We start from the raw sequence: 24,066 nt of genomic DNA, 5'->3' as shown, positions 1-24,066 counted from the left end.
AGATGTCTAGTCAAGAACTGACGCGTGAGATTATTACAGATTGGGCCTACGGGCGCGCTGTTATTGATTTGGCTGAAAGCGATTGTGATGGAGACGTCGCGAGTTTTGATAATGCTGTAATAAATATATTTGGAGTGAAAGGCTTATTAGAGTTTGCAGCGGATCCAGATTGCCCGAACAGAAGATATTTTGTAGATAGGTTTGTGACTCTATTTTTATGGATTTTTCGTTCGAATGGGGAGCTTCCATTTCATTTTTCACGTTTTCTAGGAATCAAGTCTAGAGAAGATTATAAGTTTGAGACGGAAGCTCGAGCGGAAAAAATTTATGATGTGTGCTTGGTCTTGGATAGTATGAGACTCATAAAGGATCCAGCAATACAGTCTCTCTATAAACAACTTCTTGATTTTAGACATGATTATAGAGGGGGTTCTCGTGATTTTTATTACAGGAGCTGGGGAGCGTTAGATCTAGAATTGTTTAATGACGATGCGATACGTTAAGTTTTTATTGAGTGATGTGTTGCTGATGAATTTTGATGCTTGTTATATCCGGGAGAGTTATAAGTGTTGTTTGGGATAAAGAAGGGTCTTCAGTGATAAATAAGTGCTCTGCGGTTGTATTGGCAGTAGATAAAATAGTTGAGGAGGAGATTTTATTGCTTGTTAGTGGGGTAAAAGTTAAATGCTTTGCGAGCTACTGTCCTAGAAAAATAGAGGTTGGAGAAACCTACGAAGTGGAGTTCGAGATAGTCCTTCCTGAGGGTGATTTTGTATTAGCTGCAGAAGCGCCAGTCGAAACACTGATTGAAATGACGGGGGACGGATTTTCATGTGCTCTTTATGGCTTTTTGGATGGAAGTGTCTTCCGATCCTTCGTCGACTTTACGGAACAGGACATCCACTACGACTACCCAGAACTCAATGAACGATTCGTAAAGGTCAACGTGGACAGAATTGACGTTGCTTTCTGATTGGAAAGCGAATTTTCTGGGCAAGGTCGTCGGAAGTTTCCTTCAATCCGCGGCGGTTTCCATGAACTGGTGCGAAGTGAACTCCATGGATAGTCTTTGGCTGTCACTGCAAAAGCAGTGGCAGGGCGTAGGAACCCTGAACTCCAATGTGCATCAACGCTGTCGTTTGATTGCGGCACTTAATTAGTGGCCGTAACATCGTTCGCGGCGGCTGTGCGCGGGACACGCTTCGGCGTGGCTGAGTTGGAGTGTCTCAGTTTCCTACTCCCGTGCACGGCTGCCACCCAAGCCCGTAGGAAAGGCCATTGGTAGCTTCAAATACATACTCCAAGGTCTTAAAAAAATGAAAACACTTACCCCCGATCCACCCTACGAAAAACCAATCGCCCACCCCAAAAGCCGTTTCATGGCCCTCACCAGCAATTGCGACGACATGCCAACCCTGTTCGTCGACACCCAAGCGCCGCTGGATGTTTTGTATGACGCTGCCAACTACCGAATTCGCGCCGTCACCCAAGTGATGGAGAACTTGTCCATGCGCGGTTCGATCGAGTGTCAGTCCTTCATTCTTAGTGATTTTGCTTTGCTCTGTGCCATTCCGTTGCGGGATGGGTGTGATGTGCTGGATGTTCTTGGGCGGCGGTTACGGGCGCGGTCTTCGGAGTAGGTGTAAGGCTTGAGATCCATCCCCCTCACCCTAGCCCTCTCCCCGAGGGGCGAGGGGACTGACCGAGGTGTTTGGGGAGTTTGCTGCGACCTGCGACTGCAAGGTGAACTTGGCTTGGCCAAGCTTGAGTTCACTTTGATCGTTCAGGTCGATGGAGGCCGAGAGATCGCCAAAATCAGTCCCCTCGCCCTCTGGGGAGAGGGTTAAGGTGAGGGAGGCTTTGCCCGCTCAGCCGTGAGGTCCTGACGTTCGCCGCCGTACAAGGTAAACTTCCCGCCCTTCGCAGGAGCAATCATGAATTATCGTCACGCCTTCCATGCCGGCAATCACGCCGATGTGTTCAAACACCTGACTTTGACCCGCATCATCGCTTTGATGTCGCGCAAAGAGCAGCCGTTTGCCTATCTCGACACTCACGCCGGTATTGGTCTGTATGACCTGCAGGGTGATCAGGCGAGCCGTACCGGTGAGTACCTGGAAGGTATTGCGCGTTTGTGGGATCAGCCGGATCTGCCGGCGTTGACCGCTGATTACATGAAGGTGCTGCACGACATGAACCCGGATGGCCAGTTGCGCTATTACCCGGGGTCGCCGGAGTTGGCGCGGCGCCTGACGCGGCCGCAGGATCGGGTGATGCTCAACGAGAAGCACCCCGAGGACGGTGTGTTGCTCAAGGACAACATGGCCGGCGACCGTCGGGTGAAGGTGCATCTGGGGGAAGGCTGGCATGTGCCGCGTGCGATGTTGCCGGTGCAGGAGAAGCGGGCGGTGATGTTGATTGATCCGCCGTTCGAGCAGCTGGATGAGATGCAGCGCTGTGCGGCGTCGCTGAAAGAAGCGATTGGCCGGATGCGCCAAACCGTTGCGGCGATCTGGTACCCGGTGAAGGACCAGCGCATGTTGCGTCGTTTTTATCAGGACCTGGCGGGCACGGGCGCGCCGAAGTTGTTGCGCGTCGAGTTGCTGGTGCATCCGTTGGATACGCCGAACAGTCTGAACGGCTCCGGGTTGGCGATTGCGAATCCGCCGTGGGGGCTGGAAGAGGAATTGCGTGAGTTGCTGCCGTGGTTGTCCAAGAAGTTGGGACAGACCCAGGGTGGGTGGCAGATGGATTGGTTGATCGCCGAGTAATGTGTGGCGAGGGAGCTTGCTCCCGCTGGGGCGCGAAGCGGCCCTAAAATCGGTATCGGTGTTCTTTCAGTAAGAACCCGCATACCGAATTACGACTGCTTCGCAGCCGAGCGGGAGCAAGCTCCCTCGCCACAGGAGTTGCGCTAAATCAGATCGGACAGGTCACGCCTGTGCCGCCAATCCCGCAATACCCTTCAGGGTTCTTGGCCAGGTACTGCTGGTGATACGCCTCGGCGAAGTAGACCGTCGGGGCTTCGTCGATTTCAGTGGTGATCGTGCCTTTGCCAGCCTTGGTCAACTCGGCCTGGAACACTTGCTCGCTGTGCTTGGCGGCTGCCAACTGAGTCGGGTTGGTGGCGTAGATTACCGAGCGGTACTGCGTGCCGATGTCATTGCCCTGGCGCATGCCCTGAGTCGGGTTGTGCAGTTCCCAGAACATCTTCAGCAGCGCTTCGTAGCTGACTTTTGCCGGCTCGTAGACCACCAGTACCACTTCGCTGTGGCCAGTCAGGCCCGAGCAGACTTCTTCATACGTCGGGTTCGGCGTAAAGCCGCCGGCGTAACCCACCGCCGTACTGACTACGCCTTCGCGCTGCCAGAACTTGCGCTCTGCGCCCCAGAAGCAGCCGAGGCCGAAGATCGCAAAATCCACATCCATCGCGAACGGGCCCAGCAGTGGGGCGTCGTGGACGAAGTGTTTTTCCGGCACGGTCATTGGGGTTTCGCGGCCAGGCAGAGCTTGTTCTTTAGTCGGGAGCACGTTTTTGTTCACCAGAATTTCCGAGCGCAAGACCATGATCAGTCCCCTCAGTCAGGTTGAATGTAAATTGTCAGACACGCAGTTTGCCCGAGTGTTACGCCGCTGTCAGGCGATCGGGCCACGCGGATAGCGCTTGAGCTTTTCGATCAGCTCGGTGCCGGGGATCGGTCGGTCGAACAGGTAGCCCTGGCCAACATCGCAGCGGTGACGGCGCAGGAACGCCAACTGCTCGGCGGTTTCGATGCCTTCAGCCACGACCTTGAGTTTCAGGTTGTGGGCCATGGCGATCACTGCGGAGGTGATTTCCATGTCGTCCTGGTTGTCCGGGATTTCGTGGATGAAGCTTCGATCGATCTTAATGATGTCGATCGGGAATTTTTTCAAGTAACTGAGCGACGAGTAACCGGTGCCGAAGTCATCCATGGCCAGGGTCAGGCCCAGGCGCTTGAGCTGATCGAGCTGCAAGTGAGTGTCTTCGGTGGCTTCCAGCAGCAGGCCTTCGGTGAGTTCGAGTTCCAGCAGATTTGCCGGCAGCGCTTCTTCCTTGAGGATGTTGGCGATGGACGACACCAGATCCGGATCGGAAAACTGCTTGGGCGACAGGTTGATTGCCACCTGAAGATTGCCCAGACCCGCGGCGGTCAGGTCTTTGCTCATGCGGCAGGCCTGGCGGGCGATCCATTTGCCAATCGGAATGATCAGCCCGGTTTCTTCGGCGACGCTAATGAACTGATCCGGGCGGATCATGCCTTTTTCCGGATGGTTCCAGCGCAGCAAGGCTTCCATCCCCAGCAGGCGACCGCTGCGCAGGCAGAGCTTGGGCTGGTAGAACACGTCCAGCTCGTTCTGGGTCAGAGCGCGGCGCAGGTTGTTTTCGACGAACAACTTGTAACTGGCTTCGGCGTTCAGCGCTTCGGTGAACACCTGGACCTGATGTTTACCGTTGGCCTTGGCCTTGTGCAGGGCGAGGCCGGCGTTGCGCATCAGGGTTTGCGGGTCGCGACCGTGCAACGGCGCGCAGGCCAGGCCCACGGAGCCGGTGACGCTGATCAGCTGGTTGTCGACGAACATCGGCTTGTCGAGGGTCGCCAGCAATTGATTGGCAATCTGTTGGCCCGCACGCAGGTCGGTGTCGTCCAGCAGCACGGCGAATTCGTTGCTGGCGAACCGCGCCAGGCTGCCGCTCGGGCTTAGGCTGTTGCGCAGGCGTCGGGCCAGGCTGATCAGCAGTTTGTCGCCGGTCTGGTGGCCGAGGCTGTCGTTGATCCGCTTGAAGTTGTCGATGTCCACCAGCAACAAGCTGATCGGGGTATCGCTATCTCGGGCGAAACGTTCATCGAGGTTGCGGATGAAGGCCGGGCGGTTGCCGAGGTTGGTCAGGTTGTCGGTGTAAGCCAGTCGTTCGATGCGCTGCTGGGCGAGCTTGGTCTGGGTGATGTCTTCGTAGATGCCGATGTAATGCGTCAGCTCGCGGTTGTCGCCGTAAACCTTGGAAATCGACAACTGGCCCCAGTAGGGTTCGAGGTTTTTACGGCGGCTCTTGAATTCGCCTTGCCAGCTGTTGCTCTTGGCCAGCGCCGAGGGCGCGTCGAATAGCAGCTCGCTGAGGTTTTCCAAGGCCGGCAGTTCCGACAGCCGCTGGCCGTGGACTTCTTCGGTGGTGTACTGGGTGATCGCCGTGAAGCTCGGGTTGACGTATTCCACCACGCCATCGCAATTGACCAGCAAAAAGGCGTTGGCGCTTTGCTCGACCGCACGCTGGAACAGGTGCAGGGCGCTGGTGGCTGTGCGGCGGTTGTGGTTGTTGATGACTTGGGCAAACTGATCCGCCAGTTCACCCGCGAAAGCAATTTCGTCCGATTGCCAGGCGCGGGTCGTACCGGTCTGCTCCAGGCAGAGTACGCCGACCACTTGGCCGTCAACGCGGATGCTGGCGTCGAGCATGGCGTTCACATCACGCGAGCGCAGGTGTTCGGCCATTTCCCGGGTACGCGGGTCGCGCATGGCGTTGTGGGCGTCGATGGCGCGGCCGGTGTGCAAGGCGTCCAGGTAATCAGGGAAGAGGCTGACGTCGATCGACTCCGGCAGCAGGTATTCCTGGCTGGCGCGGTGATAGGCCGAAATCGGCACGAGCTGTGAGCCTTCGAGGTTCCACAGGCTGGCGCAGTCGATTTCGTAAATGTCACAGGCACTGCGAGTGATCAGTTCGGCGGCTTCTTTCAGGGAGTTGTTGCTGCTGTAGCGCTGGCGGGTCAGCAGCAGGATCAAGTCTTGCTGGGCGCGCACCCGGTCCAGGTGCAGAAGCTGTTCCTGCTGGGCGCGCTGATTGAGTTCCAGGGCGATTTGCAGGCGAGAGTTCTGGGTTTCGAGGTCCAGGGCCGGCAGCAGTTGCTCGCCCTCGAACAGGCCGTCGACCACCAGCAGGTAGCCGCGCAGCAGGTGTCGATTGTGTTGTTTGTAGGCTTCGCCCAGTTCCAGCAGGTTCAAGGAGCCGGCGGCGGTGTGCAGGGTGTAGCGGATCAGGTAATGCGGGCTTTCGGTAAGTTGCTGCTGAACCGCGTCATGCAGCTGATAGCGCGCTTCGGGCTCCATCAGGCTGGCGTAGGGCGAGCCGACCAGAGCACAGAGCTCCACAGCCGGCAGGCCGAATTGTCGTTCGCAATTGGGATCGAGAAACAGCAGCGCCCAACTCGCTTCATTCAGCCGTTCGAAACGAAGCATGCCGAGCCGCGAGGGCACAGGCAACTGCGTCACTACCTCGGCCACCATACGGCTGGCGGCATCGGGTTGGCTTTTCATATGGAGGGAAACTCGCTTCGAATAGGCTGATCGCGCCGGGCTCTCGCCCTCTTTACTGTTATCTGCAGCAAGGTTGCATCATTGCGACACTGACTGACAAGAGACATGAAGGCCAAGTGCTATAAGAATATGTCGGCCGGCGGCGGGATTTCTCCAATGGATGGCTAAAAGTAATCGTTTGGAGCCCTGTGGCGAGCGAGCTTGCTCGCGCTGGGCTGCGCAGCGGCCCAAAAATCTTGTGAGCGCTGCGCACTCAAGCGGGAGCAAGCTCCCTCGCCACAGGTTTGGTTTAACGCAAAGGAATGCCTACCGATTGCAGCAGCTTGCCGTCCCGGTTGTGATAACTGACACGAACCTGTTCGGCATCGACGATCAAATGGGCAAAGTTGTCCTCGCTGACCACCTTCCTGGTCAGTTCATGCTGATAGTCCCCAGCGGCTGTTCGCGCCAACGGTTGATCGAGGATGAAGGTGGATGCCTTGGCGTATGGCAGCAGTTTGCTGTTGCACAAGGGGGAGGAGACGATGGTGTGCACCTCGAAGTCCGGGTCTTCGCTGTGGGTCAGACGACTCGTCAAAGAGCCGTGGACATCACCGGAAACGATGAAGACGTTCTTGATGCGGTGTGTACGAATTGTCTCCAGCAGCCGCAGACGCTGTTCGGGAAAGGCCTTCCACGCGTCATCACCATGGGCTTTGCGGTCGGGGTAGAACATCACGCTGGTGACCACGAATTTGACCCTGGCTGGGCTGTGAATCAGCCATTTGCACAAGGCCTGTTCCTGCTCTTCATCGAGGATGCGTCGATCATTGGCCGACAGGTTGCGTCGGGTTCGACTGTCAGTGACAAACCATTCGATATCGCCCTCGGCGAATTGATACCAATAGTGTTCCAGTTGTCTATTTATTTGCCCATTGGGAAGAAGTTCATGCGCCGGGCTATGGCTGGCTTGATACAACTCATACGCCGCGATGGCGTTTTTGTATAAGTAGGCGTCGGCCTTACTTTCGTTGGCGGGGCCAGTTGTCTTCAATTTCATGATCGTCGAGGATCATGTAAGTCGGCACGCCGGACATTAACTTTGCGATATTGGGTTGTGAAAAAGCTGCGCGGTACTTGCTGAGTATTTCCTTGTACTCCCGGTCGGGAGCAATGACGTTCAGGTCATCGACATAGATTTGATCGCCGGTCATCAACATAGCGCTGATGGGCGGTTCAGTCTGCTGCGCAAGATTCGTGATCGAGGCAAATATCCGGTCGCCGGCCTGCGGTGCGATTGCCACTCCTGCGGTCAGGCGCAGGTAACGGCATGACCCGACGACATAAGCCCTCGGCATTCCGGATTGGCTGGAGCGGGTTCGAAAACGATAAATATCCCGCGGCCATTGCAGCGGCAGTTCCTGAACCGTTTCCACGGTGTGCACCGGGCTCATGGGGCTGAACCAGCCTGCCTGGTATTCGTACTCGGTATCGGTGGCAAGGTCATTGAGTGCAATCACATCGGACATATCACGCAAGATTGTCAACTTTGCAAATACGCCTTGGGACCAGCGCTCTTCGCCCTGTCTGCGATAACGAGCGCCTGCAAATACCGGTGCATTGTTTTGAAGTTCGCCGCGCAAGAAGATTCGTGCGTGGTTAGTTGTGGTGTGGCCAATAATAGGGCCGACAGTCGGTTTGAACATGTTCGAATCCATTCGAATTAATGCTAACTAAGCAAAATAGGCTGGTGAGGGTTTAACGATAATTAGTTGGATTGAGCTTAGTTATTGGCTTGCAAGAAATATCGAGAGGAAGTGGACTGGAGTTGTGGGCAACGTAAGCCGCGAATGTAGGAAAGGGGTGTTGGGTGACTTTCTTCAAGGCAAAAAAAGCCCCGCCAAACTGGCGGGGTTGAGGTACGAGCGTGGCGCTCGGAAAACGTGGAACGCGACGGGCCCTCCGGTGAAGGAGGGCCGATCGGTGTTACAGCAGGATGGTGCGGATGTCCGCCAGCAGGTCGCTCAGACGCTTGGTGAAGCGTGCAGCAGCGGCGCCGTTGATCACACGGTGATCGTAGGACAGCGACAGCGGCAGCATCAGTTTCGGCTGGAAGGCTTTGCCGTCCCAGACTGGCTGGATGGTTGCCTTGGAAACACCGAGGATCGCCACTTCCGGCGCGTTGACGATCGGCGTGAAGCCGGTGCCGCCAATGTGGCCGAGGCTGGAAATGGTGAAGCAGGCGCCTTGCATGTCGTCAGCGGTGAGCTTTTTGTCGCGGGCCTTGGCGGCCAGCACAGCGGCTTCGGCTGCCAGTTGCAACAGGCTCTTCTGGTCGACGTTCTTGATGACCGGTACCAGCAGGCCTTCAGGGGTGTCGACGGCGAAGCCGATGTTCACGTACTTCTTGCGGATGATCGCTTTGCCGCTTGGTGCCAGCGAACTGTTGAAGTCCGGCAGTTCCTTGAGCAGGTGCGCGCAGGATTTGAGCAGCAATGGCAGGATGGTCAGCTTGACGCCAGCCTTCTCGGCAACGGCTTTCTGAGCGATACGGAACGCTTCCAGGTCGGTGATATCAGCCGAATCGAACTGAGTCACGTGTGGAATGTTCAGCCAGCTGCGATGCAGGCTCGACGCGCCGATTTGCATCAGGCGGGTCATCGGCACTTCTTCGGTTTCACCGAAGCGGCTGAAGTCCACGACCGGAATCGGCGGGATGCCCGCGCCGCCGGTTGCGCCAGCAGCGGCGGCCGGTGCTTCCTTGGCCTTCTGCATCATGGCTTTGACGTAAACCTGCACGTCTTCTTTCAGCACACGACCGTGCGGGCCGCTTGGGCTGACCGCGCTCAGTTCAACGCCGAACTCACGGGCCAGTTGGCGTACAGCCGGGCCAGCGTGAACCTTGGCGCCCGGCTTGGCCGGTGCAGCAACAGGTGCAGCCGGTGCCGGAGCAGCAGGCGCAGCGGCGGCTGGAGCAGGAGCTGGAGCGCTAGGAGCAGCAGCGGCGGTCGCCGGGGCAGCAGCAGGCGCAGCGCCTTTGACTTTCAGCTTCAGGATCAGGTCGCCGGTACCGACTTCGTCGTCCAGCTTGATGGAAACGCTTTCCACCACGCCAGCGGCAGGCGATGGAATTTCCATGCTCGCCTTGTCGGATTCCAGGGTGATCAGCGACTGATCGGCTTCAACGGTATCGCCGGCCTTGACCAGGACTTCGATGATCTTGGCCTTGCCTGCCGAACCGATGTCCGGGACATGAATGTCCTGAACGCTGTCAGCAACCGGTGCAGCCGGGGCCGCAGCGGCTGGCGCTGGAGCAGCGGCGGCCGGTGCAGCTGCCTGAGCTGGAGCGGCCGCAGCCGGTGCCGCAGCACCCGCCACTTCCAGATCCAGGATCAGGTCGCCAGTACCGACTTCATCGTTGAGCTTGACGCTGATGGCCTTGACCACGCCAGCGGCGGGCGAAGGGATTTCCATGCTGGCCTTGTCGGATTCCAGGGTGATCAGCGACTGATCAGCCGCGACGGTGTCGCCGACCTTGACCTGGATCTCGATGATCTGGGCCTTGCCCGACGAACCGATATCCGGAACATGCACTTGCTGAACCGAAGCGGCAGCAGGTGCGGCAGCCGGAGCTGGGGCCGCGGCAGGAGCAGCAGCCGGTTTCGCTTCAGCTTTGGCAGCCGGGGCAGCGGCAGCCGCAGGGGCGGCAGCAGCGGCACCTTCGACTTCCAGCTCCAGCAGTTCGTCGCCTTCTTTCAGGCGATCGCCCAGCTTCACTTTGATGCTTTTGACGATGCCGGCCTTGGGCGCAGGAATTTCCATGCTCGCCTTGTCCGACTCAAGCGTCAGGATGCTCTGGTCGGCTTCGACACGGTCGCCGACCTTCACAAATAGTTCGATTACTTCACCTTCACCGCTGCCGATGTCAGGTACGCGAATGAGTTCGCTCACAGAGTGTCTCCTCAGCAGTCCAGTGGGTTGCGTTTTTCCGGGTTGATCCCGAACTTGGCGATGGCTTCAGCCACCACTTTAGGTTCGATGTCACCACGGTCAGCCAAGGCTTCCAGGGCTGCCAACACCACGAAATGACGGTCGACTTCGAAGAAGTGACGCAGCTTCTTACGGCTGTCACTGCGGCCGAAACCGTCGGTGCCCAGGACTTTGAATTCCTTGGACGGGACCCACTGACGAATTTGCTCAGCGAACAGCTTCATGTAGTCGGTAGACGCGATGACCGGACCTTGACGGCCGTTCAGGCACTCTTCGACATAGCTCAGTTTAGGCTTCTGGCCCGGGTGCAGACGGTTGCTGCGCTCTACGGCCAGGCCGTCGCGACGCAGTTCGTTGAAGCTGGTAACGCTCCACACGTCAGCGCCGACGTTGAACTGTTCACGCAGGATTTTCGCCGCTTCGCGAACTTCGCGCAGGATGGTGCCGGAGCCCATCAGCTGAACGTGGTGCGCCGCTTCGCGGGTGTCTTCCTCGAGCAGGTACATGCCCTTGATGATGCCTTCCTCGACACCGGCCGGCATGGCTGGCTGCTGGTAGGACTCGTTCATCACGGTGATGTAGTAGAAAACGTCCTGCTGCTCTTCGGTCATCTTCTTCATGCCGTCCTGGATGATCACCGCCAGCTCGTAGCCGTAGGTTGGATCAAAGGTGCGGCAGTTCGGGATGGTGGCAGCCAGGATGTGGCTGTGACCGTCTTCGTGTTGCAGGCCTTCGCCGTTCAGCGTGGTCCGGCCGGCGGTGCCGCCGATCAGGAAGCCACGGGTACGGCTGTCGCCAGCGGCCCAGGCGAGGTCGCCGATACGCTGGAAGCCGAACATCGAGTAGAAGATGTAGAACGGCAGCATTGGCTGGTTGTGGCTGGAGTACGAAGTACCGGCAGCGATGAAGGAGCTCATGGCGCCCGCTTCGTTGATGCCTTCTTCGAGGATCTGGCCCTTTTTGTCTTCCTTGTAGAACATCACCTGGTCTTTATCGACTGGCTCGTAGAGCTGGCCGACGGACGAGTAGATGCCCAACTGGCGGAACATGCCTTCCATACCGAAGGTACGGGCTTCGTCCGGGATGATCGGAACGATGCGCGGACCGATTTCCTTGTCCTTGACCAGTTGCGCGAGGATCCGCACGAAGGCCATGGTGGTGGAGATTTCACGGTCGCCCGAGCCGTCCAGGATGGCCTTGAGGGTATCCAGCGATGGCGTCGGGATGTCGAAGCTTTTGGCGCGGCGCTGAGGCACGAAACCGCCCAGTGCAGTGCGACGCTCGCTCAGATAGCGGGCTTCGGCGCTGTTTGGCTCTGGCTTGAAGAACGGCAGGTTTTCCAGCTCGGAGTCTTTGACCGGAATGTCGAAACGATCGCGGAACAGCTTCAGGCTTTCAACATCAACTTTCTTGGTGTTGTGCGCAGTGTTCTTCGCTTCGCCGGCACCGGTGCCATAACCTTTGATGGTCTTGGCCAGGATGACGGTCGGTTGTTCTTTGTGGTTGACCGCTTCGTGGTACGCCGCGTAGACCTTGTACGGGTCGTGACCGCCACGGTTGAGTTTCCAGATCTCGTCGTCGGACAAGTCTGCAACCATTGCCTTGAGTTCTGGCGAGTTGAAGAAGTGTTCACGTACGAACGCGCCGTCTTTGGCTTTGTAGTTCTGGTACTCGCCGTCGATGACTTCGTCCATGCGGCGTTGCAGGATACCGTCGACGTCTTTGGCCAACAGTGGGTCCCAGAAACGGCCCCAGATGACTTTGGTCACGTTCCACTGAGCACCGCGGAACACGCCTTCGAGTTCCTGGATGATCTTGCCGTTGCCGCGAACCGGGCCATCAAGGCGCTGCAGGTTGCAGTTGATAACGAAGATCAGGTTGTCGAGCTTCTCGCGGCCAGCCAGCGAGATCGCGCCCAGGGATTCCGGCTCGTCGCACTCGCCGTCGCCCAGGAAGCACCAGACTTTTTGCTTGCCTTCAGGGATGAAGCCACGGGCTTCCAGGTACTTCATGAAGCGTGCCTGGTAGATCGCCTGGATCGGGCCCAGACCCATGGATACGGTCGGGAACTGCCAGAAATCAGGCATCAGCCAAGGGTGCGGATAGGACGACAGGCCCTGACCGTCCACTTCCTGGCGGAAGTTGTTCATCTGGTCTTCGGTGATGCGGCCTTCCATGAACGCACGGGCGTAAACGCCTGGCGAGGTGTGACCCTGGAAGTAGATCAGGTCGCCGCCGTGTTCGTCGGTCGGGGCCTGGAAGAAATAGTTGAAGCCGATGTCGTACAGGGTTGCGCTGGAGGCGAAGCTGGAGATGTGACCGCCCAGGTCAGAATCTTTCAGGTTCGTACGCATCACCATGGCCATCGCGTTCCAGCGTACCAACGAGCGAATGCGGCGTTCCATGAACAGGTCGCCAGGCATGCGTGCTTCGTGGGTAACGGGGATCGTGTTGCGGTATGGCGTGGTGATGGCGTAAGGCAATTGCGAACCGCTACGGGTTGCGAGTTCGCCCATACGGGTCATCAGATAGTGAGCGCGGTCTTCGCCTTCTTTGTCGAGAACCGATTCCAGGGCGTCCAGCCATTCCTGGGTTTCGACGGGATCGAGGTCTTGCATGGCTTGCTCCAGGGCGGAAAGGCTTCCAGAATCGGTTGCCTGAGTTTGCGACTGGCCTTGTGGGCAGACGATATAAATTCTTGGATTGCCGAGAGGTTGTTCCGGCGGCGTGTAGTTTTACTACAAATCATCGGGCATTTCAGCCTTTCGAATGTATATACGAGTAGTAAAACTACAGATGAGCGGCTTGTGGCCTCCAGCTGCGTTGTGAGAATAATCGTTAAGGTTGGTCTTTTGCCAACCAGAAAAGGTGAAAGCTTGATGCTGTCTGCCAAAAATAAAGAAATTTCAGCTATTTCTAACCTTTGTTCGACAGTCGATCAGGTAGTGCATTCTCGCGAATCACTACATGCAGCCCTCCACACGCCGATCAAGGATAGACCATGAGCCTCCCTTCGCTTGCCGAACTGCCCGGCGTTCTCCTGCCGTTTGTCACCCGTGCCGAGCAGTCGTTCCGTGCGGCCGCCGCCGGGCTGGATGACGACCATGGCCTGGCCGGCTGGACGCCTGAACGCTGGGCGCAATTCGCCCGCGTCACCGCTGCCAGCGACTTCGTGATTGAACAAAGTGTCCGTGACCCATTGATGTTGCTGGAGCTGGTGCAGTCCGGTGAGCTGGACCGAAGTTTTGCGCCCGGCGAGCTGTGCGCACAGATTGCGGCAGCGGTGAATGCCGCGGAAACCGACGATGGGCTCGGTCGCGCCCTGCGTCGTCAACGTACCCGTCATCAAGTGCGGATCATCTGGCGCGACCTGAATCGTCAGTGCGATCTGATCCAGACCTGCCGCGACCTCTCGGACATGGCCGATGCCAGCATCGATCAGGCCTATCAGTGGTTGTACTCGCGGCATTGTCAGCAGTTCGGCGTGCCGACTGGGCGGCGCAGCGGCGAGCCGCAGCAAATGGTCATTCTCGGCATGGGCAAGCTCGGTGCGGTGGAGCTCAACCTGTCGTCGGACATCGACCTGATCTTCGCCTATCCCGAAGGCGGCGAAACCGTCGGGGTCAAACGCTCGCTGGATAACCAGGAATTTTTCATCCGTCTCGGCCAGCGCCTGATCAAGGCCCTGGACCCGATGACCGTCGACGGTTTTGTATTCCGCGTCGACATGCGCCTGCGGCCTTACGGTTCGGCCGGCGCATTGGTGTTGAGCTTCAACGCGCTGGAGCAGTATTACCAGGATCAGGGGCGCGACTGGGAACGCTACGCGATGATCAAGTCGCGGGTGGTGGCCGGTGATCAAGTCGCCGGTGCGCAATTGCAAGAGATGCTGCGGCCGTTCGTTTACCGGCGTTACCTCGACTTCTCGGCGATCGAAGCGTTGCGCACCATGAAGCAATTGATCCAGCAGGAAGTCCGGCGCAAGGGCATGGCCGATAACATCAAACTCGGCTCCGGCGGCATCCGCGAAGTCGAATTTATCGCCCAGGCATTCCAGCTGATCCACGGCGGCCGCGACCTGAGCTTGCAGCAACGTCCTCTATTAAAAGTACTGAGCACGCTGGAAGGTCAGGGTTACCTGCCGCCGGCGGTGATCAGCGAACTGCGCGAAGGCTACGAATTCCTGCGGTACACCGAGCACGCGATCCAGGCGATTGCCGACCGCCAAACCCAGATGTTGCCGGACGGCGCTCAGGATCAGGCGCGCATTGCCTTTATGTTGGGCTTCGCCGACTGGGAGGCTTTCCATGAACAGCTGATGTATTGGCGTGGCCGCGTGGCCTGGCACTTCGGTCAGGTGATCGCCGATCCCGACGAAGAGGAAGGCACCGAAAGCGAAGTGGTGGTCGGCGGTGAATGGCTGCCGCTGTGGGAAGAGGCTCAGGATGAAGAGGCCGCTTGCCGTCAGTTGGAAGAGGGCGGCTTCGTCGATGCCTCCAAGGCTTTGAAAGCCTTGGCTGGCTTGCGCAGCAGTCCGCAATTGCGCGCGATGCAGCGCTTGGGGCGTGAACGCCTCGATGCCTTTATTCCGCGGCTGCTGGCTCAGGCCGTGGAGCACGCCAATCCGGATCTGGTGCTGGAAAGGGTATTGCCGTTGGTGGAAGCCGTGGCCCGTCGTTCCGCGTATCTGGTGTTGCTGACCGAAAACCCCGGCGCGCTGCGACGTTTGTTGACCTTGTGCGCCGCGAGCCCGTGGATCGCCGAACAGATCACCCGCTTCCCGCTGCTGCTCGACGAATTGCTCAACGAAGGTCGGCTGTTCAAACCGCCGCTGGCGCCGGAACTGGCCGCCGAGTTGCGCGAGCGTTTGACGCGGATTCCCGAAGACGACCTCGAACAGCAAATGGAAGCCCTGCGGCATTTCAAACTGGCGCACCGCTTGCGCGTCGCCGCTTCGGAAATCGCCGGCAGCCTGCCGTTGATGAAGGTCAGTGATTACCTGACCTGGCTCGCCGAAGCGATTCTCGAACAAGTGCTGGCCTTGGCCTGGCGCCAGACCGTGGCCAAATACGGCACGCCGCAACGCACCGACGGCACCTTGTGCGATCCCGGCTTCATCATTGTCGGTTACGGGAAAGTCGGCGGTCTGGAACTGGGGCATGGTTCGGACCTGGACCTGGTGTTCATCCACGATGGCGACCCGCAGGCGGAAACCGACGGGCCGAAACCTATCGATGGTGCGCAATTCTTTACTCGGCTGGGCCAGCGGATCATTCACTTGCTCACGGCCCAGACCAACTCCGGTCAGCTGTATGAAGTGGACATGCGTCTGCGGCCGTCCGGCGCGTCGGGGTTGCTGGTGAGTTCGCTCGGAGCGTTTGCCCGGTATCAGGAAAATGAAGCCTGGACCTGGGAACATCAGGCGCTGGTGCGGGCGCGGGTGCTGGTGGGCAGCCCGGACGTCGGCCAGGCGTTCGAGAAAGTCCGCGCGGCGGTATTGGGCAAGCCGCGGGACCTGGCGACCTTGCGCCAGGAGGTCAGCGAGATGCGCGCCAAAATGCGCGATAACCTTGGCAGCAAGAGTACCGCGGCGGGCACTGGGGCAAATGCCTTCGAGGCCACGGCGCCGTTCGATCTCAAGCAGGACGCCGGAGGTATCGTCGATATTGAATTTATGGTGCAATACGCGGCCCTGGCGTGGTCCGAATCGCACCCGCCATTGCTGCGCTGGACTGACAATATCCGCATTCTGGAAGAGCTGGAACACGAAGGGCTGATGCCCGTCGAAGACGCCAGCCTGTTGCGCGAGGCCTATAAAGCCTACCGCTCCGCCGCTCACCGGCAGGCCTTGCAGAAGGACCCCGGGGTGATACCGGGCGACCAGTTCGTGGACGAACGGCGGCAGGTAGTACGGATCTGGCGCGAGCTGGGGCTAAGCTGAGGCTGACTTGGAATGTGGCGGGCTTTTGTGGCGAGGGAGCTTGCTCCCGCTCGGCTGCGAAGCAGTCGTAACTCAGCTGGTGCGGTGCGCCAGGCGGAATTCGATGGCAGGTTTTGGGGCTGCTTCGCAGCCCAGCGGGAGCAAGCTCCCTCGCCACAAAGATTTGTGTTAATTGACAAAGATGTGCGTCAACAATGTGTGTGAATTGACACAGGTCCTTTTGTATAAATTGACATCGATGTGCATAAATTGATCTGACGAGCCCCAACCGGCTCGTCCAAATGACCTGACAGCCAAGGCTGCAGGTGCTGGATTCTCGAGGCGGGGAGGCGTATGCCTCCCCGGCTCGTTTATGGAAACCACATGAAAATTCTGATCGTTGGGCCCAGTTGGGTCGGTGACATGGTGATGGCGCAGACACTGTTTCAGTGTCTCAAGCAGCGCCACCCGCAATGCGAAATCGACGTGCTGGCCCCCGAGTGGAGCCGGCCGATTCTTGAGCGCATGCCCGAAGTACGCCAGGCCTTGAGCTTTCCGCTCGGTCACGGCGCTTTGGAGCTGGCGACGCGTCGGCGCATCGGCAAATCCCTGGCCGGCCAGTACGACCAGGCGATTCTGCTGCCCAATTCCCTGAAGTCGGCATTGGTGCCGTTCTTCGCCGGCATCCCGAAACGTACCGGCTGGCGTGGCGAGTTCCGCTACGGCCTGCTCAATGACGTGCGCACGCTGGATAAAGAACGTTATCCACTGATGATCGAGCGCTTCATGGCCCTGGCTTACGAGTCCGGTGCCGAGCTGCCGACACCTTATCCACGGCCGAGCCTGCAAATTGACCCGGTCACTCGCGAAGCGGCAATGGCCAAGTTCGGTCTGGCGCTCGACCGACCGGTGTTGGCGCTGTGCCCCGGTGCCGAGTTCGGCGAATCCAAGCGCTGGCCGTCCGAGCACTATGCCAAGGTTGCCGAAGCGAAGATCCGCGAAGGCTGGCAGGTCTGGCTGTTCGGTTCGAAAAACGATCACGCTGTCGGCGAAGACATCCGTTCGCGGCTGATTCCCGGTTTGCGTGAAGAGTCGGTGAACCTCAGCGGCGGCACCTCCCTGGCCGAAGCCATCGACCTGATGTCCTGCGCCGACGCGGTGGTGTCCAACGACTCCGGCCTGATGCACGTCGCCGCTGCGCTGAATCGCCCGTTGGTGGCGGTTTACGGCTCGACGTCGCCGGGTTTCACGCCGCCACTGGCCGAGCACGTCGAGATCGTGCGCCTGGGCATCGAATGCAGCCCCTGCTTCGATCGCACGTGTCGCTTCGGACATTACAACTGCCTGCGCCAGCTCATGCCGCAAGCGGTGAACGAAGCCTTGCAGCGTTTGCAAGGCACTGTGGTCGAGGTCAAATAGTTTGCGGGTACTGCTGATCAAGACTTCTTCGCTGGGCGACGTGATTCACGCGTTGCCGGCGCTGACTGACGCGGCACGGGCGATCCCCGGCATCACGTTCGATTGGGTGGTGGAAGAAGGCTTCGCCGAAATTCCGACCTGGCACCCGGCCGTGGGCAAGGTGATTCCGGTGGCGATCCGTCGCTGGCGCAAAAACATCTGGCAGACCATCAAGAGTGGCGAGTGGAAGCGCTTCAAGCAAAGCGTTCGCGCTAACAAATATGACTTGGTGATCGATGCCCAGGGCCTGCTGAAAAGTGCGTTGCTGACCCGATACGCCAAAGCCCCGGTGGCCGGGCTGGATAGAAACTCGGCCCGTGAGCCGATTGCCGCACGCTTCTATTCCCGGCGTCTGGCCGTGGCCCGTGGGCAACACGCGGTGGAGCGAGTGCGTCAGCTATTTGCCTTGGCCCTGGGTTACGACCTGCCAAAAGGTTTGGGCGATTACGGCTTGAACATCGAACGACTGGTGGAATTGCCGCGCAAGAATCCTTACGTGGTGTTCCTGCACGGCACCACGTGGGACACCAAACACTGGCCGGAAGCCTACTGGCGCGAGTTGGCCGAGCGCGTCGGATATCTGGGTGTTGCAGTGAAGTTGCCGTGGGGTAATCCGATCGAGAAAGCCCGGGCCGAGCGCATCGCCAAAGACATGCGGCACGTCGAAGTGCTGCCCAAGCTGAACCTGGCGGGTGTCGGCAAAGTGCTCGCCGGCGCGCAAGCCTGCGTGGCGGTGGATACGGGTCTTGGTCATTTGGCCGCAGCGCTCGACGTTCCGACGCTGTCGCTGTTCGGCCCGACCAACCCGGGCCTGACCGGCGCCTACGGTAAAGCGCAGATTCACATCGCCAGCGACTTCCCCTGCGCACCGTGTATGCAAAAGAAATGTACCTATCAACCGACGGCCGAAGATGCCCGTCAGTTTGACCTTAAACGCGAGTGGCCCCTGTGCTTCACGCGTCTGAATCCCGAGCGTGTCGCGACCCGACTGAGCACGTTGTTACTGGCTGAGGAGCTGCGCTGATGCAATTGGCATTCGTCTTGTACAAGTACTTTCCATTCGGGGGCTTGCAGCGCGATTTCATGCGTATCGCCCTGGAATGTCAGCAGCGCGGCCATCAGATTCGGGTCTACACGCTGATCTGGGAGGGCGACATTCCGCCGGGCTTCGAAGTGTTGGTGGCGCCGGTCAAGGCGTTCTTCAATCATCGACGCAACGAGAAACTCAGCGAATGGATGGAAGCGGATCTGGCCAAGCGTCCGGTGGACCGTTTGATCGGCTTCAACAAAATGCCGGGCCTGGACGTCTACTACGCCGCCGACGGCTGCTTCGAAGACAAGGCGCAAAACCTGCGCAACTCGCTGTACCGCCGTTGGGGCCGTTACCGGCACTTCGCCGAGTACGAGCGCGCGGTGTTCGCCAAGGATGCCAAGACCGAAGTGCTGATGATTTCCGAAGTCCAGCAGCCGCTGTTCATCAAGCATTACGACACGCCGCTTGAACGCTTCCATCTGCTGCCGCCAGGTATCTCTCAGGACCGTCGTGCGCCGGCCAATGCCGCCGAGATTCGTGCCGAATTCCGCCGCGAATTCAACCTGAAAGACGATGATCTGCTGCTGGTGCAAATCGGTTCCGGGTTCAAGACCAAAGGTGTGGATCGCAGCCTCAAGGCGCTGGCCGCATTGCCCGCTGATCTGAAGAAACGCACCCGGCTATTTGTAATTGGTCAGGACGACCCCAAATTGTTCCAGATGCAGAGCGCCACATTGGGGCTCGGCGACAACGTGACGTTCCTCAAGGGCCGCAGCGACATCCCGCGTTTTCTGCTTGGCGCCGATCTGTTGATTCACCCGGCGTACAACGAAAACACCGGGACTGTGTTGCTCGAAGCCCTGGTGGCCGGGTTGCCGGTGCTGGTGAGCGCGGTGTGTGGTTACGCCCATTACATCGCCGAGGCCGACGCCGGTCTGGTGCTGGACGAACCTTTCGATCAGGCGCAGCTGACTCAGTACCTGACCGGCATGTTGAACGACGCTCAAGCACGGGCGGCCTGGAGCCGCAATGGTCTGGCCTTCGCCGAGACGGCCGACCTCTACAGCATGCCGCAGCACGCGGCCGATGTGATTCTGGCGGAGCACGCTTAATGAAGTTGATGCTGGCTGAACCGTTCAAGAGCCTCTGGGCCGGACGCGACCCGTTCGCTGAAGTCGAGGGCCTCCAGGGCGAGGTATACCGCGAACTTGAAGCGCGCCGGACCCTACGTACCGAAGTCAACGGCAATGGCTTTTTCGTGAAGATCCACCGTGGCATTGGCTGGGGCGAGATCTTCAAGAACCTGCTCACCGCCAAGTTGCCGGTGCTCGGTGCCGGCCAGGAATGGAAGGCTATTCAGCGTCTGCAAGAAGTCGGCGTGCCGACCATGACCGCCGTGGCTTATGGCGAGAAGGGCAGCAACCCGGCGGACCAGCATTCGTTCATCGTCACCGAAGAGCTGGCGCCCACGGTCAGCCTCGAAGATTTCAGCATCGACTGGGTCAAGCACCCGCCGGAGCCAAAGCTCAAGCGCGCGCTGATCGCCGAAGTCGCGCGCATGACCGGCATGATGCACCGCGCCGGCGTCAACCATCGCGACTGCTACATCTGCCACTTTCTGTTGCACACCGACAAACCGGTGACGGCCGATGATTTCAGGCTCTCGGTGATCGACCTGCACCGCGCCCAGACCCGTCCGACGATTACCCGACGCTGGCGCAACAAGGACCTGGCGGCGCTGTACTTTTCGGCCCTGGACATCGGCTTGACCCGTCGCGACAAATTGCGCTTCCTCAAGGGTTATTTCCAGCAGCCCCTGCGCCAGATTCTGGGCGAGGAAGCCGGGCTGCTCGCCTGGCTCGAAGGCAAGGCCAACAAACTTTACGACCGTAAACAGCGATACGGGGATGCGCTCTGATGGCGGGTTGGAAACTGGAGCCTGAGTACAGCGATCTGGCAGAAGATTTCGGCAGTCTTGAAGCTGTGTTTGCGCTTCAGGGCGAACGCCTGACGCGCGACCTGTTGTCCGAGGTCATTCGCGTCCAGCGCAATGGCGTCAACTATTACGTCAAACGCTACGTGGGTGCTGGCAAAGGTCTGCGTCGCTACCTGGGAAAACCCCGGGTGAAGGCCGAGTGGCAGAACCTCAAGCGCTTCGCCAAGTGGGGCATTCCCACCGCCGAAGTGGTGGCCTGGGGCCTGGAACGTCGCGGTGCGGCGTACGATCGCGGGGCAATGATCACCCGTGAGCTGCCGCATACCGAAGACTTGTCGGCACTGGCCGAGCGGCATGATCCGAAACTGGCGGATCGCGCCTGGGTCGATAACGTCAGCCGGCAGCTGGCGGGTTATACCCGGACCATGCACGACCACCGCTTCACCCATAACGATTTGAAGTGGCGCAACCTGCTGATCGACGAAGATGCCAGGCTATTTCTGATCGACTGTCCCAATGGCGATTTCTGGCGCGGCTTCTGGCTCAAGTACCGGATCACCAAGGACCTGGCCTGTCTGGACAAGGTCGCCAAGTATCACTTGTCGGCTACCCAGCGCCTGCGCTTTTACCTGCAATACCGCCAGTGTGATCGGCTGAATGCCGCCGACAAAAAGCGGATCCGGCACGTGGTGAGATTTTTCGAGGGACGCGAATGACTGATTTTCTGGCGGCTGAAGACCGTGCTCTGCTTGAGCGTCACGGTCTCGGCAACTTTGACGCACTCTGGGCCAAGCAGCTCGACGCTGTGGATGAGCCCAACACCGCTCGCGGTGGCTGGAGCAGCGTGTTTCGGCTGGATCTGGAGGGTCATGGCTACTACCTCAAGCGCCAGAGCAACTACCAGATGCGCACCTTGCATGCGCCCTTTGGCGAGCCGAGCTTTGCCCGTGAGTTTCGCAATATCAGTCGCTATGAGCGATTCGGAATTCCAGCGCTGAAAGCAGCGTTTTTCGGTGAGCGCAAAGTCGACGGCGAAGTCCGGGCGATTCTGCTGACCCGTGCCCTGGATGGTTGGGATGACCTGGATTCGTTGTTGCAGCGCTGGTCGGACCTAAGTTCGGCGCAGCATTCGGCCATTCTGAAGGCTTGTGGGCTATTGGCTCGGCGCCTGCACGGCGCGCGTCAGGTTCACGGTTGCTTCTACCCCAAGCACATTTTTCTCCAGGCCACCGGCGACGGTTACCTGGCCCAGCTGATCGACCTGGAAAAGACCCGGCCGTTGCTGTTTGGTCTGCGTGACCGGGCCAAAGACCTGGAGCCGTTGGTGCGTCGGGCGCCTGAGTGGAGCGAAGCGCAGTTGCGTGAGCTGCTGGCCGCCTATCTGGATCAATCGCAAGACAGTTCGCTGATCGACAGCTGGCTTGCGCGACTGTCCGCGCGGCGCAGTCATAAGGAGGCGCGCTGATGCGTTTGTCCGAACTGAAAAACGCTGGCCGCAGCCCGCGCCTGCCGCTGAACATTCCACTGGCCGATGCCGCCGGCCCTGCCGAGTTGCAGTTGCTGAGTCTGTTGCGGGTGTTGCCGGGGCAGCGTTATGTCGGTGCCGGCGTCTGGCGCGGGCGACCGGTGCTGGCCAAGTTGTTGGTCGGCAGCAAAGCGGCGCGGCATTTTCAGCGTGAGCTGGACGGCGTGCGGTTGCTGGCGGCTCAGGGGTTGACCACGCCGTTGTTGCTGGCTGATGGCCTGAAGGACGGCGAAGGCGGTTGGCTGCTATTCGATTTTCTTGAAGGCGCCGAAAGCCTTGGGGATGCCTGGAAACGGGTCGAGCACTTGCCGATGCTGGCGGATGAGCAATCGGCGGTATTGGCCGATGCGCTGGGTGCGATCGGTCAATTGCACCGCAAGGGCTTGTGGCAGGAAGACCTGCACCTGGACAACCTGCTGCGCCAGGGCGGTCGGCTGTATTTGATCGACGGTGCCGGGATCTGTACCGAAACGCCTGGCCAGCCGCTCTCGCGACAGAAAGTCCTGGAAAACCTCGGGGTGTTTTTTGCCCAGTTGCCCAAGACGCTGGAACCCTACACCGAAGAGTTGCTGGTGTATTACCTGCTGAGCAACGGCGAGCATGCCTTGCCGATGGAAGCGTTGCAGAAGCAGATCAACAAGGTGCGCAGCTGGCGCCTGAAGGACTTCCTGATCAAGGTTGGCCGCGAATGCACGCTGTTCAGCGTCCAGCGCGGAGCGTTCGGCTTGCGGGCGATTCGCCGCGAGGAAGAAGCGGCGATGCTGCCGGTGCTGGCGCAGGCCGATGCGCTGCTCGATCAGGGCCATCTGTACAAGACCGGCGGCGCGGCGAGTGTCGGCAAGGTCGAGGTGGCTGGTCGTACGCTGGTGATCAAACGCTACAACATCAAGGGTTTTGCCCACTGGCTCAAACGCTTCTGGCGTCCGAGCCGTGCCTGGCATTCCTGGCGCGAAGGCAATCGCCTGGCGTTTCTCGGCATTGCCACGCCCAAGCCGTTGGCGTTGCTGGAGAAGCGTTTTCTCTGGTTGCGCAGTCGGGCTTATCTGGTGACCGAGTATTTGCCGGGGCCGGACATCATCGAGCGGTTTGCGCCTTATGTTGAAAGCGGTGAGGCACCGGAAGCCGAGTTGCAGGCGCTGGATCATTTGTTTGCCGAGCTGATTGGCGAGCGGATCAGTCATGGGGATTTCAAGGGGCATAACCTGTTCTGGCAGCACGATCGCTGGGCGCTGATTGATCTGGATTCTATGTGTCAGCATGCCTCGCTCAGCAGCTTCGCCCCGGCCTATGCGCGGGATCGGGCAAGGTTCATGCGGAACTGGCCTGAGAGCAGTGCGCTGTATCAGGTCATTGATCAGCGCGTTCCCAAAAATGTCGACAGCGCCGCGTAAGTCGGAGCTTGCCCACAACCCTGTAGTACCGAGCCCGCCTTGTGCGGGCTTTTCGATGTCATTGGGACAGGTTCTTATGAAATGTCCTACATGATCTACGGAGTCCGTGAACTGTGCCCTGAATAGCCGCGATGTTAGTTTGCCTGTCGTTCTCGGAGGGCAGATTTTGACGATAAAAATAACGGTGTTACTGAGCACTTTTGCACTGGTTTTATCAGGCTGCGGGACCGCCCTTACGGTGCTGCAGGATGACGAGGATGCGGCTCGCAGCCTCAGAAAACAAAAGACTTACTGTCAATCCATACCGCGTATTTACAGCGGCCTGGCCTACGACTTTTGCGTATTAAACGCAGCGCCTGATCCCACGGGTATTCTTTTGCCGTTCATATTGGTGGATTTCACCCTCTCGGGTGTTTTCGACACCGTCCTCCTGCCTTATACGGTTTACCGGCAAGCTACCGACGGCAATATCAGTATTTACTGGAGGTCAGGCCGCGGATAAGC

The 24,066-nt window shown here is 59.0% G+C and carries 17 protein-coding genes and 1 pseudogene; 13 read left to right on the top strand and 5 right to left on the bottom strand.

The window, feature by feature from the left end:
* Positions 1-2: 2 nt before the first annotated feature.
* The 4 genes from ABH912_RS18035 to ABH912_RS18020 all read left to right on the top strand — a co-directional run bounded on the left by ABH912_RS18035 (position 3) and on the right by ABH912_RS18020 (position 2,771).
* Positions 3-503 (top strand): hypothetical protein, encoded by a 501-nt coding sequence (locus tag ABH912_RS18035; protein ID WP_033055443.1) that lies wholly within the window; start codon positions 3-5, stop codon positions 501-503.
* Positions 504-538: 35 nt separating this feature from the next.
* The gene (locus ABH912_RS18030) at positions 539-973 is read left to right on the top strand and encodes a hypothetical protein (protein WP_231670517.1); all 435 of its coding nucleotides are present in this window, start codon (positions 539-541) and stop codon (positions 971-973) included.
* 343 nt (positions 974-1,316) lie between these two features.
* Positions 1,317-1,640: a hypothetical protein gene (locus tag ABH912_RS18025; protein ID WP_033055448.1), complete on the top strand. Its 324-nt coding sequence runs from the start codon at positions 1,317-1,319 to the stop codon at positions 1,638-1,640.
* Positions 1,641-1,934: 294 nt separating this feature from the next.
* Positions 1,935-2,771 (top strand): 23S rRNA (adenine(2030)-N(6))-methyltransferase RlmJ, encoded by an 837-nt coding sequence (locus ABH912_RS18020; RefSeq protein ID WP_033055449.1) that lies wholly within the window; start codon positions 1,935-1,937, stop codon positions 2,769-2,771.
* A 148-nt stretch (positions 2,772-2,919) separates the two neighbouring features.
* Here ABH912_RS18020 and msrA read toward each other — a convergent pair whose 3' ends face one another.
* From msrA to aceE, 5 genes and pseudogenes are all read right to left on the bottom strand, one after another.
* Positions 2,920-3,567, bottom strand: coding sequence for a peptide-methionine (S)-S-oxide reductase MsrA (gene msrA, locus ABH912_RS18015; protein ID WP_150656684.1), 648 nt, complete (start codon positions 3,565-3,567; stop codon positions 2,920-2,922).
* A 69-nt stretch (positions 3,568-3,636) separates the two neighbouring features.
* Complete coding sequence (locus tag ABH912_RS18010; protein ID WP_429511292.1) at positions 3,637-6,330, bottom strand: putative bifunctional diguanylate cyclase/phosphodiesterase; 2,694 nt, start codon at positions 6,328-6,330, stop codon at positions 3,637-3,639.
* Between the two features lie 289 nt (positions 6,331-6,619).
* Positions 6,620-8,015 (bottom strand): annotated as a pseudogene (locus ABH912_RS18005) (alkaline phosphatase D family protein).
* Between the two features lie 280 nt (positions 8,016-8,295).
* Positions 8,296-10,260: a dihydrolipoyllysine-residue acetyltransferase gene (gene aceF, locus ABH912_RS18000; RefSeq protein ID WP_429511291.1), complete on the bottom strand. Its 1,965-nt coding sequence runs from the start codon at positions 10,258-10,260 to the stop codon at positions 8,296-8,298.
* Positions 10,261-10,271: 11 nt separating this feature from the next.
* Positions 10,272-12,917, bottom strand: coding sequence for a pyruvate dehydrogenase (acetyl-transferring), homodimeric type (aceE, locus tag ABH912_RS17995; protein ID WP_033055454.1), 2,646 nt, complete (start codon positions 12,915-12,917; stop codon positions 10,272-10,274).
* A 383-nt stretch (positions 12,918-13,300) separates the two neighbouring features.
* Here aceE and glnE point away from each other — a divergent pair, with 383 nt between their 5' ends.
* The 9 genes from glnE to ABH912_RS17950 all read left to right on the top strand — a co-directional run bounded on the left by glnE (position 13,301) and on the right by ABH912_RS17950 (position 24,064).
* Positions 13,301-16,240, top strand: coding sequence for a bifunctional [glutamate--ammonia ligase]-adenylyl-L-tyrosine phosphorylase/[glutamate--ammonia-ligase] adenylyltransferase (glnE, locus tag ABH912_RS17990; RefSeq protein WP_429511290.1), 2,940 nt, complete (start codon positions 13,301-13,303; stop codon positions 16,238-16,240).
* A 363-nt stretch (positions 16,241-16,603) separates the two neighbouring features.
* On the top strand, positions 16,604-17,638 hold the full coding sequence (gene waaF, locus ABH912_RS17985; RefSeq protein WP_033055457.1) for a lipopolysaccharide heptosyltransferase II: 1,035 nt from the start codon (positions 16,604-16,606) through the stop codon (positions 17,636-17,638).
* A gap of 1 nt (position 17,639) precedes the next feature.
* Positions 17,640-18,701: a lipopolysaccharide heptosyltransferase I gene (gene waaC, locus ABH912_RS17980; protein ID WP_429511289.1), complete on the top strand. Its 1,062-nt coding sequence runs from the start codon at positions 17,640-17,642 to the stop codon at positions 18,699-18,701.
* Complete coding sequence (locus ABH912_RS17975; RefSeq protein ID WP_223432815.1) at positions 18,701-19,822, top strand: glycosyltransferase family 4 protein; 1,122 nt, start codon at positions 18,701-18,703, stop codon at positions 19,820-19,822. The genes waaC and ABH912_RS17975 overlap by 1 nt, the downstream gene beginning before the upstream one ends.
* Complete coding sequence (rfaP, locus tag ABH912_RS17970) at positions 19,822-20,628, top strand: lipopolysaccharide core heptose(I) kinase RfaP (RefSeq protein ID WP_033055460.1); 807 nt, start codon at positions 19,822-19,824, stop codon at positions 20,626-20,628. Before ABH912_RS17975 ends, rfaP begins: the two co-directional genes overlap by 1 nt.
* Positions 20,628-21,362 (top strand): lipopolysaccharide kinase InaA family protein, encoded by a 735-nt coding sequence (locus tag ABH912_RS17965; protein ID WP_033055461.1) that lies wholly within the window; start codon positions 20,628-20,630, stop codon positions 21,360-21,362. The genes rfaP and ABH912_RS17965 overlap by 1 nt, the downstream gene beginning before the upstream one ends.
* Positions 21,359-22,111 (top strand): lipopolysaccharide kinase InaA family protein, encoded by a 753-nt coding sequence (locus ABH912_RS17960; RefSeq protein ID WP_429511288.1) that lies wholly within the window; start codon positions 21,359-21,361, stop codon positions 22,109-22,111. The genes ABH912_RS17965 and ABH912_RS17960 overlap by 4 nt, the downstream gene beginning before the upstream one ends.
* The gene (locus ABH912_RS17955) at positions 22,111-23,562 is read left to right on the top strand and encodes a lipopolysaccharide kinase InaA family protein (protein ID WP_429511287.1); all 1,452 of its coding nucleotides are present in this window, start codon (positions 22,111-22,113) and stop codon (positions 23,560-23,562) included. Before ABH912_RS17960 ends, ABH912_RS17955 begins: the two co-directional genes overlap by 1 nt.
* 166 nt (positions 23,563-23,728) lie before the next feature.
* The gene (locus ABH912_RS17950) at positions 23,729-24,064 is read left to right on the top strand and encodes a YceK/YidQ family lipoprotein (RefSeq protein WP_429513123.1); all 336 of its coding nucleotides are present in this window, start codon (positions 23,729-23,731) and stop codon (positions 24,062-24,064) included.
* Positions 24,065-24,066: the final 2 nt, after the last annotated feature.

The sequence above is a fragment of the Pseudomonas sp. BT76 TE3572 genome (genome assembly GCF_050435365.1).
GTDB classification, from domain to species: domain Bacteria; phylum Pseudomonadota; class Gammaproteobacteria; order Pseudomonadales; family Pseudomonadaceae; genus Aquipseudomonas; species Aquipseudomonas fluorescens_W.
Note: the sequence above shows the minus strand (reverse complement) of the source record. Positions and strands in the feature narration are given on the sequence as shown.